13 protein-coding genes are annotated in these 15,081 nt (G+C 65.9%); 10 read left to right on the plus strand and 3 right to left on the minus strand.

Annotation, left to right across the window (positions count from 1 at the left end; translation table 11 throughout):
* The first annotated feature begins 100 nt into the window (after positions 1-100).
* The 4 genes from KBO27_RS06280 to fdxA all read left to right on the plus strand — a co-directional run bounded on the left by KBO27_RS06280 (position 101) and on the right by fdxA (position 4,793).
* Positions 101-1,957 (plus strand): 2-oxoacid:acceptor oxidoreductase subunit alpha, encoded by a 1,857-nt coding sequence (locus KBO27_RS06280; RefSeq protein ID WP_210968984.1) that lies wholly within the window; start codon positions 101-103, stop codon positions 1,955-1,957.
* On the plus strand, positions 1,954-3,036 hold the full coding sequence (locus KBO27_RS06285; RefSeq protein WP_210968985.1) for a 2-oxoacid:ferredoxin oxidoreductase subunit beta: 1,083 nt from the start codon (positions 1,954-1,956) through the stop codon (positions 3,034-3,036). Before KBO27_RS06280 ends, KBO27_RS06285 begins: the two co-directional genes overlap by 4 nt.
* A gap of 240 nt (positions 3,037-3,276) precedes the next feature.
* A complete protein-coding gene (locus KBO27_RS34125) occupies positions 3,277-4,338 on the plus strand; it encodes a lytic transglycosylase domain-containing protein (protein WP_210968986.1) in 1,062 nt (353 codons plus the stop codon).
* A 128-nt stretch (positions 4,339-4,466) separates the two neighbouring features.
* Complete coding sequence (gene fdxA, locus KBO27_RS06295; RefSeq protein ID WP_210968987.1) at positions 4,467-4,793, plus strand: ferredoxin; 327 nt, start codon at positions 4,467-4,469, stop codon at positions 4,791-4,793.
* A gap of 75 nt (positions 4,794-4,868) precedes the next feature.
* On the opposite strand, the gene KBO27_RS06300 is transcribed toward fdxA, so the two are convergent.
* Complete coding sequence (locus KBO27_RS06300) at positions 4,869-5,888, minus strand: NAD(P)H-dependent flavin oxidoreductase (RefSeq protein ID WP_210968988.1); 1,020 nt, start codon at positions 5,886-5,888, stop codon at positions 4,869-4,871.
* A 296-nt stretch (positions 5,889-6,184) separates the two neighbouring features.
* Here KBO27_RS06300 and KBO27_RS06305 point away from each other — a divergent pair, with 296 nt between their 5' ends.
* The 4 genes from KBO27_RS06305 to KBO27_RS06320 all read left to right on the plus strand — a co-directional run bounded on the left by KBO27_RS06305 (position 6,185) and on the right by KBO27_RS06320 (position 10,589).
* The gene (locus KBO27_RS06305; protein WP_210968989.1) at positions 6,185-7,348 is read left to right on the plus strand and encodes a 2-hydroxyacyl-CoA dehydratase subunit D; all 1,164 of its coding nucleotides are present in this window, start codon (positions 6,185-6,187) and stop codon (positions 7,346-7,348) included.
* 35 nt (positions 7,349-7,383) lie between these two features.
* Positions 7,384-8,718, plus strand: coding sequence for a 2-hydroxyacyl-CoA dehydratase subunit D (locus KBO27_RS06310; protein WP_210968990.1), 1,335 nt, complete (start codon positions 7,384-7,386; stop codon positions 8,716-8,718).
* Positions 8,690-9,673: an acyl-CoA dehydratase activase gene (locus KBO27_RS06315; RefSeq protein WP_210968991.1), complete on the plus strand. Its 984-nt coding sequence runs from the start codon at positions 8,690-8,692 to the stop codon at positions 9,671-9,673. Before KBO27_RS06310 ends, KBO27_RS06315 begins: the two co-directional genes overlap by 29 nt.
* A 115-nt stretch (positions 9,674-9,788) precedes the next feature.
* Entirely contained in the window at positions 9,789-10,589 is an 801-nt protein-coding gene (locus KBO27_RS06320; RefSeq protein ID WP_281420662.1) for an SDR family NAD(P)-dependent oxidoreductase, read from the plus strand.
* Between the two features lie 202 nt (positions 10,590-10,791).
* Here KBO27_RS06320 and KBO27_RS06325 read toward each other — a convergent pair whose 3' ends face one another.
* Positions 10,792-11,199: an acyl-CoA thioesterase gene (locus KBO27_RS06325; protein ID WP_210968993.1), complete on the minus strand. Its 408-nt coding sequence runs from the start codon at positions 11,197-11,199 to the stop codon at positions 10,792-10,794.
* Positions 11,200-11,348: 149 nt separating this feature from the next.
* On the opposite strand from KBO27_RS06325, the gene KBO27_RS06330 reads away from it, so the two are divergent.
* Both KBO27_RS06330 and KBO27_RS06335 read left to right on the plus strand, forming a co-directional pair.
* The gene (locus KBO27_RS06330; protein ID WP_210968994.1) at positions 11,349-13,007 is read left to right on the plus strand and encodes an AMP-binding protein; all 1,659 of its coding nucleotides are present in this window, start codon (positions 11,349-11,351) and stop codon (positions 13,005-13,007) included.
* A 76-nt stretch (positions 13,008-13,083) separates the two neighbouring features.
* Positions 13,084-14,100 (plus strand): phosphotransferase family protein, encoded by a 1,017-nt coding sequence (locus KBO27_RS06335; RefSeq protein WP_210968995.1) that lies wholly within the window; start codon positions 13,084-13,086, stop codon positions 14,098-14,100.
* A gap of 70 nt (positions 14,101-14,170) precedes the next feature.
* Here KBO27_RS06335 and KBO27_RS06340 read toward each other — a convergent pair whose 3' ends face one another.
* Positions 14,171-15,070, minus strand: a complete 900-nt coding sequence (locus KBO27_RS06340; protein ID WP_210968996.1) for an SDR family oxidoreductase — start codon at positions 15,068-15,070, stop codon at positions 14,171-14,173.
* Between the last annotated feature and the right edge of the window lie 11 nt (positions 15,071-15,081).

The raw sequence follows: 15,081 nt of genomic DNA on the forward strand, positions 1-15,081 counted from the left end.
ATGGTGCGGAGCCTGTCGGCGCCGGGCGGATGCTCGGCGCCGGCAGGGCGGTTCGTGGAGTTCTTGAACTCGAGATTTCGGGTTCGCTAGGAGGTTTCGCGTGAGCACTACGGTCGAGCAGCTGAGCCGGGTGGTGATCCGGTTCGCCGGCGACTCCGGTGACGGGATGCAGCTCACTGGTGATCGGTTCACCTCCGAGACCGCTGTGTTCGGCAACGACTTCGCCACGCTGCCGAACTTCCCGGCCGAGATCCGCGCTCCGCACGGCACGTTGCCCGGTGTCTCGTCATTCCAGTTGCACTTCGCCGACACCGACATCGCCACACCTGGCGACCGGCCGGATGTCCTGGTCGCGATGAACCCCGCTGCGCTGAAGGCAAACATCGGCGATCTCCCAGCCGGCGGAACGTTGATCGTCAACACCGACGAGTTCACCAAGCGGAACCTGACCAAGGTCGGCTACGAATCGGACCCTCTCGAAGACGAATCGCTCGAAGCTTTCTCCGTGCAGCAGGTGCCGATGGGCACCCTGACCCGCGGGGCGCTGGAGGAGTCCGGGCTGTCGAAGAAGGAGGCCGAGCGCTCGAAGAACATGTTCGCGCTGGGTCTCCTGTCCTGGATGTACAACCGGCCGGTGGAGGGGACCGAACGGTTCCTGCGCGAGAAGTTCGCGAAGAAGCCGGACATCGCCGAGGCCAACGTGCAGGCTTTCCGCGCCGGGTGGAACTACGGTGAGACCACCGAGGCGTTCGCGGTCAGCTATGAAGTCGCACCCGCCCGGCTCGCCCCGGGCAGATATCGTCAGATCACCGGTAACACCGCGCTCGCCTACGGGATCATCGCCGCAGCGCGGTGCTCGGAACTGCCGGTCTTGCTCGGCACCTATCCGATCACTCCGGCCTCGGACATCCTGCATGAGCTGGCGAAGCACAAGAACTTCGGAATCACCACCTTCCAGGCGGAGGACGAGATCGCCGGCGTCGGCGCTGCGCTGGGACACGCCTTTGGCGGCGGTCTCGGAATCACCTCGACGTCCGGTCCGGGACTTGCGTTGAAGTCGGAGATGATCGGGCTGGCGGTCATGACGGAGCTTCCGCTCGTCGTGCTGAACATCCAGCGAGGTGGCCCGTCCACGGGCTTGCCCACCAAGACCGAACAGGCGGACCTGCTTCAGGCGGTGTACGGCCGAAACGGCGAGTCGCCGGTTCCGGTGGTGGCACCGGCATCCCCGTCGGATTGCTTCGCCAGCGTGCTGGAGGCCTCGCGCATCGCGTTGAAGTACCGAACCCCGGTGGTGCTGCTGTCGGATGGCTCCATCGCCAACGGTTCCGAGCCCTGGTCGATCCCAGATGTTGCCGAGCTGCCCGACATGCGGGTCCGGTTCGCCTTGGAGCCCAACGCCACTGATGGATCCGGTGATTTCTGGCCGTACCTGCGCGATCCCGAGACGTTGGCCAGACCGTGGGCGGTGCCCGGTACACCCGATCTCCAGCACCGGATCGGTGGGCTGGAGAAAGAAGATGTCAAGGGCGGGATCTCCTACGATCCCGACAACCACGACAAGATGGTTCGCCTTCGTCAGGCGAAAGTAGACGGTATCGAAGTGCCGGATGTCGTCGTGGACGACCCGGGCCGGCAGGCAAGGACGCTGGTCTTGGGCTGGGGATCGACGTACGGGCCGATCAGCGCCGCCGTACGCCGGGTCCGCAACCAGGGTTACGCCGTGGCGCAAGCTCACCTGCGCCACCTGAACCCGTTCCCGGCCAACCTCGGAACGGTGCTGCACGACTACGAGCGCGTGCTGATTCCGGAGATGAACCTGGGGCAGCTGGCGACTCTGGTCCGGGCGAAGTACGTGGTCAACTGCGCCACCTACACGAAGGTCGCGGGACTGCCGTTCAAAGCCGAAGAACTTCAGGGTGTCCTCTGTGATTTCCTAGAGGGAGTACGAGCATGACAACGGACCTGGGACTGCCGCTTCTCGGCGGGCAGCACGGGGTTCCCCAGAGCGCGGAACCGCAGAAGGCCAAGGACTACAAGTCCGATCAAGAGGTGCGGTGGTGCCCGGGCTGTGGCGACTACGTCGTGCTCAACGCCGTGCAGTCGTTCCTGCCAACCCTGGGGCTCAAACGTGAGAACATCGCGTTCATCTCGGGAATCGGTTGTTCATCGCGGTTTCCCTACTACCTCAACACCTATGGGATGCACTCCATCCACGGCCGGGCACCGTCGATCGCGACCGGGTTGGCGGTCTCGCGCCCGGACCTGTCGGTCTGGGTGGTGACTGGTGATGGCGACGCGTTGTCCATCGGGGGCAACCACCTGATCCACGCGCTGCGACGCAACGTGAACATGACGATCCTGCTGTTCAACAACCGGATCTACGGGCTGACGAAGGGGCAGTACTCGCCGACCTCGGAACAGGGCAAGGTCACCAAGTCCACACCCATGGGCTCGCTGGACAGCCCGTTCAACCCCGTCTCGCTGGCGCTGGGTGCCGAGGCCGGATTCGTTGCCCGGGTGATCGATTCCGATCGGAAGCAACTCACCGACGTGCTGCAGGCGGCGGCCGATCATCGCGGTTCGTCGTTGGTGGAGATCTACCAGAACTGCCCGATCTTCAACGACGGCGCCTTCGACGTTTTCACCGACAAGGACGAGGCGCAACATCGCGTCATTCCACTCCGGCACGGCGAACCCGTGCGTTTCGGGCCCGGCGCGGCCGATGGGGGAGGGGAGTACGGGGTGGTGCGTGATCCCGGCACCGGTGGGCTCGTGGTTCGCAGCGTTTCCGAAGTCGGTGCGGATGCCCTGCTGACCCACGACGCGACCGCCGACGACCCGACCCAGGCCTTCGGCCTGTCCCGTCTCACCGGGCCGGAACTCGGCCACGCGGTGACCGGCATCTTCCGGCAGGTCCAGCGCCCCGCGTACGACGACCTCGTCCGCGAACAGGTGCGTGCGGCGGTCGACGGCAAACCCGCCGATCTGCAGTCCCTGTTGAACGGGAACGACACCTGGACGGTTTCTGCTTGATGCCGGGCTCTGGCCGCACGTCGGCGGCCGACGACCCCGCGCACCCGACAGGCCGTCCCGAATCAATGCTGAAATCGGCGAATCCGTCGACGATTCTCGGCGATCGATCGTTCGCGCGGTAGCGGACCCGCGAACGCAACCCACTGCCGTCGCACCAAGTCCGGACAACGGAGGTCTGTGATCATGGTTCGCAACCGGGGACGACAACGAGGTAGGCACAATCGCGGAGCTCAACGTCGCGTGTGGTGCTACCAGGCGGCCGCTCTGGTCGGCATGCTGGCGCTGAGCGCCGCCGACCAGACCTCGTGGGTCGGCGAATCGAACGTCGAAGCCACCGGCTCGAACGCGGCGCGTCCCATGCCGCAGAATCCGACGGAGCCCCCGCTGCCGGTCGCCGGCCCCCATGCCGCGGTCCTAACGAGCGGGGGGCAAGCGTTGAAGTCCAGCGCTGGACCCACGGCGCCGAAGTACGGAATTCCCGCCACGGTGCTGGACTCCTACCTGCGCGCGGTCGACGTCCAGCAGCGCGAGAACCCAGGTTGCCGCATCGCCTGGTCGTTGCTCGCCGGTATTGGCAAGGTCGAGTCCGGGCATGCCCGGGGGGGCGATGTCACCTCCGATGGCGATTTGATCCATCCGATCTACGGCCCGTCGTTGAACGGAACCAACAACACGGCGTCGATCCCGGGTGAAGGGGGATGGGCACGAGCGGCCGGGTCGATGCAGTTCATCCCCTCCTCGTGGGAGCGGTGGGGCGCCGACGGCAACCACGACGGCGCGACGGACCCGCAGAACGTCTACGACGCTTCGCTCGCCGCTTCCCGCTACTTGTGCGCAGGGGGTCGTGACCTGTCGACCCCGGGGGACCTGCGAGCGGCGATCTTCAGCTACAACCACTCCGGTGACTACGTGAACCTGGTGCTCCGCTGGATGTCGGCCTACGAGACCGGCGGCGGCGGAGTCCCCGACCAGCACGCCTCGTCCGACCTGTTGCAGCTGGCCGCGTTCGACTCGGATAGCAACGCGGGCAGCGACTCGTCGTCGCCGGAAACCGCACCACCTCCCCCGCCACCGGCGGCGGAGCAGCCGCAGGACCCCGAACCGCCGCAGGACGATAACGGCGGCGAACCAGCGCCTGCTCCGCCGCCTGCCCCTGAACCGGAACCGGAGGTACCGGTGCTGGCGCCGGTCCGAGAGGTGCTCCCACCACCGGTCAACGAAAGCCTGGCCCCCGTCGTCAAGCCCGTCGAACAGGTCGTCGGTGCGGCCCCGCTGCCGAACATCCTTGGTGACGGCCGCTGAGCCGAAAGGCGCTGGTCCGCCAACACCGCCAGGGCGAGGTCGAAACAAGCCCTCCCACCACGAGTGGCCTCGTCCGTCGCGGAAGAACCTCGTCGGTGGACGCCGAGTAATCGAGAGGAACCGTATCCGTGACCTACGTGATCGCTGAACCGTGCGTGGACGTGCTCGACAGGACCTGCATCGAGGAGTGCCCTGTCGACTGCATCTACGAGGGCGGTCGGATGCTCTACATCCATCCCGACGAATGCGTTGACTGCGGTGCTTGCGAGCCGGTGTGCCCGGTGGAGGCCATCTACTACGACGAGGACGTCCCCGACGAGTGGGTTTCCTACACCAAGGCGAACGCTGACTTCGTCGAACAGGCGGGCCTTTCCGGCGGAGGCAAGAAGGTGGGCAAGACCGACTTCGACGTCGAGCCGATCACCGGCCTCCCAGCACGGGTGGCCGGGCACTGACCAGCGGGGAAGGGATGCAGGAGCCCCCGGCCGCCCGACAATCGGGTGGCCGGGGGCTCTGCGCTTCGGCCCCGGTCAGCGCCGGGCAGCGAGCCGATCGAGCACGTCGGCGGCCTCCTCGGCCATGGCAGGGACGAATTCGGCGACCTTGATGACCTCGCCGATCGCACCGGCGACCTGGCCGGCGAGAACGAGGCCGTCCTCGACGTCGCCCTCGGTCTGCGCGCGCTGCATGGACTCGATCTTCCAGCGCAGCAGTTCGGCGGGGTCGGTGGTGTCGTCGTGATCCTCGACCAGCCGCAGGGATGCCCGGTTCCGGAGACCGCGGCACGGCCCGTAGACGCCGGTGAAGGCGACGTCGTCGCCCTCCTGGGCGGAGAGGAGCGCTTGCGCGTAGGACGGGTGCCAGTCGGAGTTCTCCTCCGATGCGATGAACCTGGTTCCCATCGCGACCGCCTCGGCACCCATGCACAGCGCGGCGGCCAGAGTGCGGCCGTCCTTCGCGCCGCCCGAGAGCACGACGGGCACGTCGACGACCTCGGTGACGGAGGGAACGAGGACGTAGGTGTGGACGCCTTTGCTAGGTGCGTGGCCGCCCATCTCGAAGCCCGCCGCGATGACGGCGTCGACACCGGCCTCCTGGGCCTTCAGGGCCTGTGCGGTGGAGCCGACCTTGTGCTGGTGGACCATGCCAGCGTCCTTGATCGGCCCCACGTACTTGCCGGGGAAGCCGGCCGAGGTGGTCAGCACGGTCAGCCGCTTGGCGATCTCGTCGTCTGCCGCGCGGGCTTCGAGCGCGGTGTTGATGTAGGCATCGGTGAAGGCCAGCACGTTGCCGTCGCCGTCCACGCCGACCGGGATGTTGACCGCGAAGGGCTTGTCCGTCAGCGAGGCGCATTCCTCGATGTGCTCGCGGAAGGTGCGGGCGCCTTCGGTGAGGTCGCGCGGGAATCCGGGCATGCTCACCGTCCCAAGACCGCCCGCGTTGCTGACAGCAGCGGCGAGTTTCGGAGTTTTGAACGGCCCCAGGCCCTCCTGGACGATCGGGTGTTCGATTCCTGCCAGTCGCGTGTAGCGGTTGCTGATCGGCCCCATGATTCGTCGGCTCCTCGAAGGTCGGTGAGCGGGCTTGTTGGTGGCGCTCCTGGAGGGGCGCGCGGTTCAGTTCAAGTTACATTTTTGGACCCTGAGGGTCCAGAGATGTATGACGTTATGTCAGGGGGTGGGGCTCGAAGTGGAACGCTGCGCAAATCTTATACATTTTTGGGCGCTGAGTGTTGCGAAGTGTCCAGTGTTCGGGTTACACATGGTGGGGACAGTCGAACGGGGGCACAGCTCCCGCAGCCCGTCTCCGCCCGCAAGAGGTGGAGACATGAGAAGGCAGGTGACACGTGTCGGAGGCACTCGCATCCGCTCTGGCCCCGCTCGCTGAAGTCGCCGAAGATCCGGACGCCTACGTGGTGCGGTGGAAGCAGCGCACCGGCGGCAAGGCGGTCGGGGTGTTCCCGATGAACTTCCCGGTCGAAATCGCGCACGCCGCTGGGGCGCTCCCAGTTCTGATCCAGGAGAGCCGCGAGCCGGACAGCATCGGACGCAACCTGCTGGCCGAGTTCTACTGCGGCTACACCCGCAACATCGCTGACTCCGCGGCCAAGGGAAAACTCGACATCTACGACGGCTTCTTCAACGCCGACCACTGCATCCAGCTGCTCGGAGCGGTGGATGTCATCCGGTCGGAGTCTCCGGAGAAGCCGATGTTCTACGGGCACCTGCCGACGTCGCTGACGGACGAGGAGACGCCGGCCGAAGCGCGGAAGATGATGCAGGCGTTCCTGGACGAGATTGCCGAGTTCGCCGGTGGGCCGATCACACCCGAGGCCCTGGCTGCCAGCATCGCCCTGTTCAACGAGAACCGCCGACTGTTGCGCGAACTGTTCGCCGCGCGGCGAGCCGGGGATGCCTGCTTCACCTCAGAGCAGATGCAGATCCTGGTGAAGTCCAGCATGGTGATGGACAAGGCCGAACACACCGCCGCGCTGCGTGAGGTGATCGCTGCGGCTGCCGTTGCCCCACGTGACGACCGGGTCCGGCTCCACCTTTCCGGACACTTCTGCCACGCGCCGAAACCTGAACTGCTGGGCGCGATCGAGGAATGCGGCGCGATCGTCGTCGACGATGACCTCTACACCGGCAGTCGCTACATCTCGACCGATGTCGCCACTGATTGCGACCCCGTAACCGCGATCAGCCAGTGGTATCTGCAGCGCGACGCCGCAGTCCCATGCCCGACTCGGGTTCAGCACGAGTCGGACTGGGAGGACCACCTGGTGCGATCGGTCCGAGCAAGTGGCGCTCAAGGTGTCATCGTCCTCATGGTCAAGTTCTGCGAACCGCACATGCTCTATTACCCGGAACTGCGCAAAACCCTCGAGGCGCACGGAATCCCGCATCTGCTCATGGAAACAGAACACGAAGGCGTCCCTTTGGAGGCGGTCCGGACGAGAGTGGAAGCGCTCCTGGAGCGCATCCGGCGAGCAGAGCTCGTCAGTTCCTGACCCGAACGACGTTCCTCAATTCAGGAAGTGATCGCATGAGCACAGCAGTCACGGACAAGACCAATCGCCTGAGCGTCACCGCGGCCGGCGGCAAGATGATCGCGGACTACTGGGATGGCGTGTTCAACGCACGTGAACGCGGCGATCAAGTTGTCTGGTACAACGGCCAGGCCTTGAACCCGATCTTCCAGGCCGCTGGGCTGGTGTGGTGTCACGGGGAGGCGTTCTCTGCCCGTCTGGCGGCCCAGCACCTGGAGAAGCCGGCTCAGCTCGCCGGCGAGGAGTACGGCTACGTCGGGGAGCTCTGCTCGTACGCCAGGACTCACCTTGGGTGTGCGGTGCTCACCCAGCAGAACCGCCAGGGCGAGTCGACCGGCGTCGTGGGCATGCCGGATCAGCAGGAACTCGCAAGCAAGCTCCCTGCGCCCGACTTCTTCGTTAACGCCTACTCCGGATGCAGCACCGGTCAGCAGTGGGACGACATCTCGTTTCGCGTCTTCGGCAAGGAAGTGCCGATCTTCAACGTCTCGTTGCCGTTCTTGTGGGGGAACAAGCCGGACTCCGGCTACCTCGTCGGAGAGGAGTGGGAACAGACGTCGGAGCATGTCGCCGACCAGCTCCACAAGCTCATCGCTTTCCTCGAATCCATGACCGGCCGGCCGTTCGACTGGGATGCGCTCAGGCAGAACATGGCCTACATCAAGCGCGCGTCCGAGCTTCGCCGCGAAGCCATGGCACTGTGCAAGCTGGCACCCACACCGGCGACGTTTTGGGACTGGATCGCTAGCATCGCGCACATCAACTTCCTGCCCGCAAGCCAGGATCTCGTGGACTACTTCGCTGCGGTTAAGGCGGAGATTGAACAGCGTGTGGCCGCGGGAATCAGCGGTGTGCACAACGAACGCTACCGTGTGTACTTCGACGGGATCATGAACTGGAACAAGCTGGGTTGGCTGGCTCGCAAGTTCGCGGACCACGACGTCGCAGTCATCGCTGGACGCTATACGCATCACGCGTTCTGGCAGGAGCCGCATCTGATCGATCCGGAGAACCCGATCAAGGGCATGGCCCAGCACTACCTCCTTTGCCCGACCAACCACGGAACCAAGACTATCCAAGACCTCGTGCTCCGGGACTGCGCGGAGTACGGAGTGGACGGCGTGGTCTTCCACTCCACCCGAACTTGCCGCGCGTTCACCAACCCACAGCGGCTGATCGCTAAGGCTGCCCAGCGCGACCTGGGTATTCCCTCGATCTTCTTCCAAGGCGACGTCGCAGACGCGTCCTTCTACAAGGACGACATCTTGGAGAGCCAGCTGGTGGCGATGCTGGAGGGCATCGATGTCCGCCGGAGCCAGGCTGCGGGCTGACATCGATCTGGAACGCTGGAAGGAGGCGACGATGGCAGATCACTTCATGGGTGTCGACCTCGGCTCGACGACCGCCAAGACCGTGATCATCGATGAAGCGGGTGAAATCGTCGCCTCCGAGGTGGTCCAGATGGGGGCCGTGAGCCGGGCGGGCCTGGAGCGTTCGCTGACAACGGCTCTGCAGTCGGCATCGTTGGCGGAGTCCGACATCGCCCAGACCATCGGGACCGGCTACGGCCGTCGTCTGGTTCCTGGAGCAGGACGCACCTTCACCGAGATCACTTGCCACGCACGCGGTGTCGCTGCCATGTGCCCGGGGGCGAGACTCGTGATCGACATCGGTGGACAGGACAGCAAGACGATCCTGGTGGATGACTGGGGCATCGCGGAGAACTTCGCCATGAACGACCGCTGTGCCAGCGGGACCGGCCGGTTCTTCGAGGTGCTCGCCCGAGCGATCGAGTGCGATATCGCCGAACTCGCCGATCTCGCGCTGAGCGGGGAGAAGGACCTCGAGGTCAGCAGCATGTGCGCGACCTTCGCGGAGACCGAACTGATCTCGTTGCTGGCGGCGGGGGAGCGGCGCGAGGACATCGCCGCCTCGGTGCATCGGGCGGTGTCGGCTCGCACGCTCGGTCTGGTCGCGCTCGTCGGCAAGCGAAGCCCGGTCGTGATGACCGGAGGCGTGGCAAGGAACGCGGCGGCGGTGCACTTCCTCGAAGAGGCGTTGCAAACGACGGTCGCAGTACCGGAATCACCGCAGATCACTGGCGCGTACGGAGCGGCGCTGCTGGCCCGCGAACGGGGTCGGGACGCCTCTGCTTCCGGTGTGGAGGGGGCCGAGCCTGCTGGTGACCTCACCGAGGAGACGTCCCGATCGTGCTCGACCTGCAGCGCGCCCGACCCGGTCGGCGATACGGGCGATCACCCAGTGATTCCGCTGCGCCCTGTCTGATCTCGCTTGTTCGGAATTCCGCCCCAGTCCCGCTCACCACGCTCTCCGAACAGGCCGGAACCCATGCTCGGAAGTTGGGTTCGAAGAACGAAAGGAACGTGACATGACCGACCGGATGGATGGTCCGCCGCGGGCTGCCGACGGCTACGACTTCACGGGTACCGCCGTGCTCATCACCGGTGGAACGTCCGGGGTGGGCCTGGCGACCGCGACCGCATTCGCCCAGGCCGGTTGTCGCCGGCTGACCGTGCTCGGGCGCAACGAGGAACGCGGCAAGCGCGCGGTCGAACAAGTGCAGAGCGTCGTGCAGGGTGCTGAGCTCGAGTTCCTGTCGACCGACGCCAATGATCCCGTAGCCGCCGAGGAGGCCGCGGGAGAAGCACGTCGGCGTATGGGTGCGATCGACGTGCTGGTCAATTCGACCGTGGCGCCGTATTCGCCGACGCTTTTCCGGAACACCCCCATCGACCAAGTCGCGAAGGTCGTCACCGAGCAGGCTGTGGGGCCGCTGCTGATGAGTCGCGCGGTTCTTCCGCACATGTCGGAGCAGCAGGCCGGCTCGATCATCAACATCGCCTCGGACGCGGCCAAGGTTCCGACCCCGGGCGAGACCTGCATCGGCGCCGCAATGGGGGCGATCGTGACGTTCTCCCGGACGCTGGCGCTGGAAGCCAAGCGGGACGGCGTGCGGGTCAACGTGATCACACCGTCGCTCATCACCGACACCGGTTCCTACGACCGGGCGATGAACCAGGATTTCAGCAAGAAGATCTTCGACCGCATCATCTCCCAGGCCCACCTCGGTCTCACCGAACCGTCGGACCTGGCCAATCTCGCACTGTTCCTGGCCTCGCCGATGTCTCGGCTCATCACCGGCCAGGTCGTCAGCGTGAACGGCGGAATCTCCGTGGCCTGAGCACGCGGGTCACAATGACCACCGCTCACATCGGTGGTGGGAGCTGACCAGTGCGGCCAAACGCGACACTGGCCGCCCAGCGGAGGCGTCCGACTTTGACAAATCGAGCTGGAGCAGCCAGAAATCTTCGCGGATGAGCATTCGGCTCGTTTGCTGGGAAGTGGATTCCGACCGGTGCCGTTCGTGGTGAAGGCCGTCGCGATCAGGTTCTCGCGGCGTAGTTCGCGAGCGCGGTCGCGACGGTCTCCGGTAGCGAGCGCGATTTGCCGTCGTGAGTGGTGACGTTGACGTAGACGATGCTGATCGTGGCGAGGTCGGTCTCGTCGCGGCTGACCGAGTGCCGGAGCGTGAAGCTGCTGCGGCCGATGTGAGCGCACTCGACTTCGAAACCGATCACGTCGTCGAAGAACGCCGGAGCGTGGAACTCGAGCTGGGCGCTGACCACGGACGGGTCGGCGCCGGCGGCGTTGAGCTCGGGGTAGGACCAGCCGAGGTGCCGGAAGAACTCGGTCGTGGCGACGTCGGCGATCTCGAGGTAGCGGCTGTTGAACAGGTACGACTGGGCATCCGTCTCGTGGTACCGGACCCGGTGAACGTGCGTGAAGGACATGCGTCGGAGGCTAGCTCCCCGCATGTCGGGTCGATTGGTTGCGAGCACGGGGCTCGGCGACGCGTTGCGTTTTGGTCGGACCTTAAATACTATAGTACCGGTCTGCTGGTTCGGCAGCGCGCTCCGCTCGAGATCAAGGAAGATCGCCGATGACGTTCGCGACGGTGAGAGACCGCTACTCGCAGGAAGAAATCGACCGCTTCTACGCCACTGGTATTTGGCGTCGCGAAACCCTGTTCGAGATGCTCGAGATTCAGGTGGCACAGCGCCCGGAGAAGATCTTCATCACCGACGACACGCGTTCGCTGACCTTCTCCGAGCTCCGTGACACGGCGTTGCGGCTGGCGGCGGGCATGTACCGGCAGGGGATCCGGGCCGGTGACCGGGTGTGCGTGCAGGTGCCGAACTGGGTCGAGTTCGCGCAGATCGCGGTGGCGCTGTCCAGGCTCGGCGCCATCCTCGTTCCGATCATGCCGATTTATCGGATGGACGAGGTCTCCTACATCGCGAGCAACAGCGGCGCACGGATGGTCTTCACCTGCGCGACGTTCAAGAATTTCGATTACGTCGAGATGTACCGCAAGGTGCGGGTGGAATCGCCGGATCTTGAGCAGATCGTCGTGCTGCGCGGCGCCGTTGACAAGGACACCACACCCTACGACTCGCTGTTCGCCGACGTCGATCTGAACGACGTGGCCGGCGAGATCGGGCCCGGTGTCGGGTCGGACGACCACTTCATGATCGTTTACAGTTCGGGCACAACATCGCGCCCCAAGGGGTGTCTGCACACGGTCAACACGATGGCCGGCGGGGCCCGCCAGCTCGCGAAGGTCTTCGCCTACAGCGACCGGGACGTGCAGTTCGGGCCGTCACCGATCACGCACACCACCGGCCTGGTCACCAGCGTGCTGCTCCCGCTCATTCACGGAGCAGGCTCGCATCTCATGGAGTCCTGGGAACCGCACGCGGGACTCGACCACGTCCGAAGATGGGGCTGCACCGCGGCGGTCAGCGCGACGACCTTCCTCCAGATGCTCATGGACGCCTACGATCCTGAGGAACACGATGCGAGCAGCCTGCGGCTGTGGGTCGCGGCAGGCTCGCCGATTCCTGGTGCGTTCGTGGAGCGCGCGAGCGAGCTGCTGCCCGGTTGCCGCGTCTTGAGCCTGTACGGGCGGTCCGAGAACCTCACTACCACCACGTGCACGGTTGACGATGATCCGCACCGGGCGGCTACCTCGGACGGCCGTCCGCTGCCGGGAAGTTCCGTGAAGATCGTCGACGAGCTCGGTGAAGAGGTGCCGCGGGGGCAGGTAGGTGACATCGCCTACCGGGGGCCATCGCACATGCTGGAGTACATCGGGAGGCCCGAGGAGACAGCGGAGCTGTTCACCCCGGACGGCTACTCGCGCTCCGGCGACCTGGGTGTGATGGACGAGGACGGGTACGTGCGGGTCACCGGACGGCTCAAGGACATCGTCATCCGCGGCGGTATGAACATCAGCGTCCGTCAGGTGGAAGACCTGCTGGCGGCGCATCCCGCCGTCGATGGGGTCGCAGTGGTCGGCATGCCGGACCCGAGACTTGGCGAACGGGTCTGCTGTTACCTGGTACCGCACCCCGGGAACGAGTCGGTGACTCTTGAAGAGCTCAAGGACTACCTGCTGGGGCAAGGGCTGGCGATCCAGAAGGTGCCCGAGCGGCTCGAAGTGGTTGAAGAGCTCCCGATGACCGCTACCGGCAAGATCCAGAAGCACTTGCTGCGGGCCGACATCGTGGCGAAGATCGAGAACTCCGGTCCAGCGTGAGCGATACGATTCGGCGAAATTCGAATCCGGTGCACGGGTGTGGGAGAGCTCTGCGGTATCTGATTGAGAGTGAACGGTGACCTGGGACTTCAGCGAAGAGCAACGCACCGGCCTGGCGAGGTTTCTCGCGGATCGCGGAATTTGCTCCGGCCCGGTCAGTACCCGACCGATCGGGGACGGCCATTCAAACCTGACGTTCCTGGTCGACGAAGGGCAGCGCAAGGTCGTCGTGCGGCGACCACCTCCGCCGCCGACTCCGCCGGGCGCCCACGACATGCTGCGCGAGGCGAGGCTGATCGGTGCGCTGGCCGACACGGATGTGCCGGTCGCGGATGTGCTGGCCGTGAGCCAGGCGGGCGAGGTGCTGGATGTGCCGTTCTACGTGATGAGCTACGTCGAAGGTCCGGTCATCACCGATCGGACCCCGCCTGCGCTGGCCACGCCGTCCGACCGTCGGCGGATCGGCGAATCCCTGGTGGACACGCTGGTGGCCTTGCACGCCGTGGACTGGCGGGCCTGCGGGCTGGCGGACGTGGGCAAGCCCGAGGGGTTCAACGCGCGTCACTTCCGGCGGATGGGCAGGCTCATCGCCGATGAGAACGGCAATCCACCTGCGGAGTTCGCCGAGCTCGACGCGTGGCTCGCGGACCACGTACCGCCGGAATCGGGTGCGTCGATCGTGCACAACGACTACCGGCTCGGCAACGTCATCATCGGCCCGGAGTCGCCGGGCAGGGTGCTGGCGGTCCTCGACTGGGAACTGGCCACGATCGGCGACCCGCTGTTCGACGTCGGGTACTTCCTGGCTTCGTGGCCGGTCGAAGGCGGGCCGCTGACCCCGACCGAAGAGCTCGGCGTGGCCGCGTTCGAGAGTGGTTATCCGACGCGCGCCGAGCTGGCCGAGCGGTACGCCTCGGCGACCGGGCGCGATCTGTCGGGCCTGGATTGGTACACCGCGCTGGCGCTGTGGAAGCTGGCCGTGCTGTACGAATACGGTCGCCGTCGTGCGGTCGAAGGTGTCGGCGACGAGTACTACGCCGACGCGGCGCTGGTGAAGTCCTTCCTCGACGCCGCGTCCCGGGCGGCCTTCTGACGTCGAGCGCAGCGCAGCAGCAGTGAAAACAAGTCCGGGGCGACCTCACGGCCGCCCCGGACTTCCCCTGTCACACCGAACGTTGCTGCTTCGCCGCGGTGCTGGCCGCCTGGCTGCGTTCCTTGATCTCCTGCCAGTCCTGGTCGGACAGCGAGGTCAAGCCCGCGAACGTGCCCGGTCCGGCGAGCCGTTGCCCGCCGTCCATGGCGATCGTTTCGCCGGTGAGGTAGTCGCAGGCGTCGGAGAACAGGAAGATCGTCAGGTTCGCCAGTTCTTCGACCGTGCCGGCCCTACCCATCGGGACCTGGTCGGCCTGAGTGGCGCCCACCGCGCTCTTGTCAGTCGGGTTCAGCATCTCCCACGCGTAGTCGGTGGGGATCGGACCTGGAGCCAGCGCGTTGAGCCGGATCCCGTAACGCGCCCACTCCACGGCCAGCGACATCGTCATGGCGTGCACCGCGGCTTTCGCCATCGCCGATGGGACGACGAAAGCGGAGCCGGACCACACCCACGTGGTCAGGGTTGACAGCACGGTGCCGGGAAGTCCTTGCTCGATCCACCGGCGGCCAGCGGCGTGGGTGGTGTTGAACGAGCCGTTCATGACCGTTGAGCTGATCGCCTCGAAGCCCCTGGGGCTCAATGACTTGGTGGGGGCGATGAAGTTCGCAGCGGCGTTGTTGAGCACGCCGGTCAGGGGGCCGTGCTGTTCCCAGATCTCGGTCATCGCGGTGTCCACGGAATCAGGCTGGCGCACGTCCACGGTCTGGAAGTGCACCGAGCCTGGCCCGCCCGCCTCAGCCGCGGCCTCGGCCAGCACCGCCTCGCGCCGGCCCCACAGGTGCACCTGGGCGCCGTGGTCGGCGAGGTGTCGGGCGACGCCCCGACCGAGGCCGGTTCCGCCACCGGTGATCAGAATTCGCGTGTCCGCCAGCAGGTCCGGCGCGAACACCGACTTCTTCGTCTTCGACATGATCGCCCTTC

Origin of the sequence: Saccharopolyspora endophytica, assembly GCF_018070075.1 — a bacterium.
Taxonomy (GTDB): Bacteria; Actinomycetota; Actinomycetes; order Mycobacteriales; family Pseudonocardiaceae; genus Saccharopolyspora; species Saccharopolyspora endophytica.

Coding starts and splice junctions, on each gene's coding strand:
- KBO27_RS06340 (WP_210968996.1), bottom strand. CDS start 15,070: ATGTCGAAGACGAAGAAGTCGGTGTTCGCGCCGGACCTGCTGGCGGAC.
- KBO27_RS06315 (WP_210968991.1), top strand. CDS start 8,690: ATGTCCGCCGGAGCCAGGCTGCGGGCTGACATCGATCTGGAACGCTGG.
- KBO27_RS06300 (WP_210968988.1), bottom strand. CDS start 5,888: ATGGGGCCGATCAGCAACCGCTACACGCGACTGGCAGGAATCGAACAC.
- KBO27_RS06320 (WP_281420662.1), top strand. CDS start 9,789: ATGGATGGTCCGCCGCGGGCTGCCGACGGCTACGACTTCACGGGTACC.
- KBO27_RS06285 (WP_210968985.1), top strand. CDS start 1,954: ATGACAACGGACCTGGGACTGCCGCTTCTCGGCGGGCAGCACGGGGTT.
- KBO27_RS06325 (WP_210968993.1), bottom strand. CDS start 11,199: ATGTCCTTCACGCACGTTCACCGGGTCCGGTACCACGAGACGGATGCC.
- KBO27_RS06330 (WP_210968994.1), top strand. CDS start 11,349: ATGACGTTCGCGACGGTGAGAGACCGCTACTCGCAGGAAGAAATCGAC.
- KBO27_RS06310 (WP_210968990.1), top strand. CDS start 7,384: ATGAGCACAGCAGTCACGGACAAGACCAATCGCCTGAGCGTCACCGCG.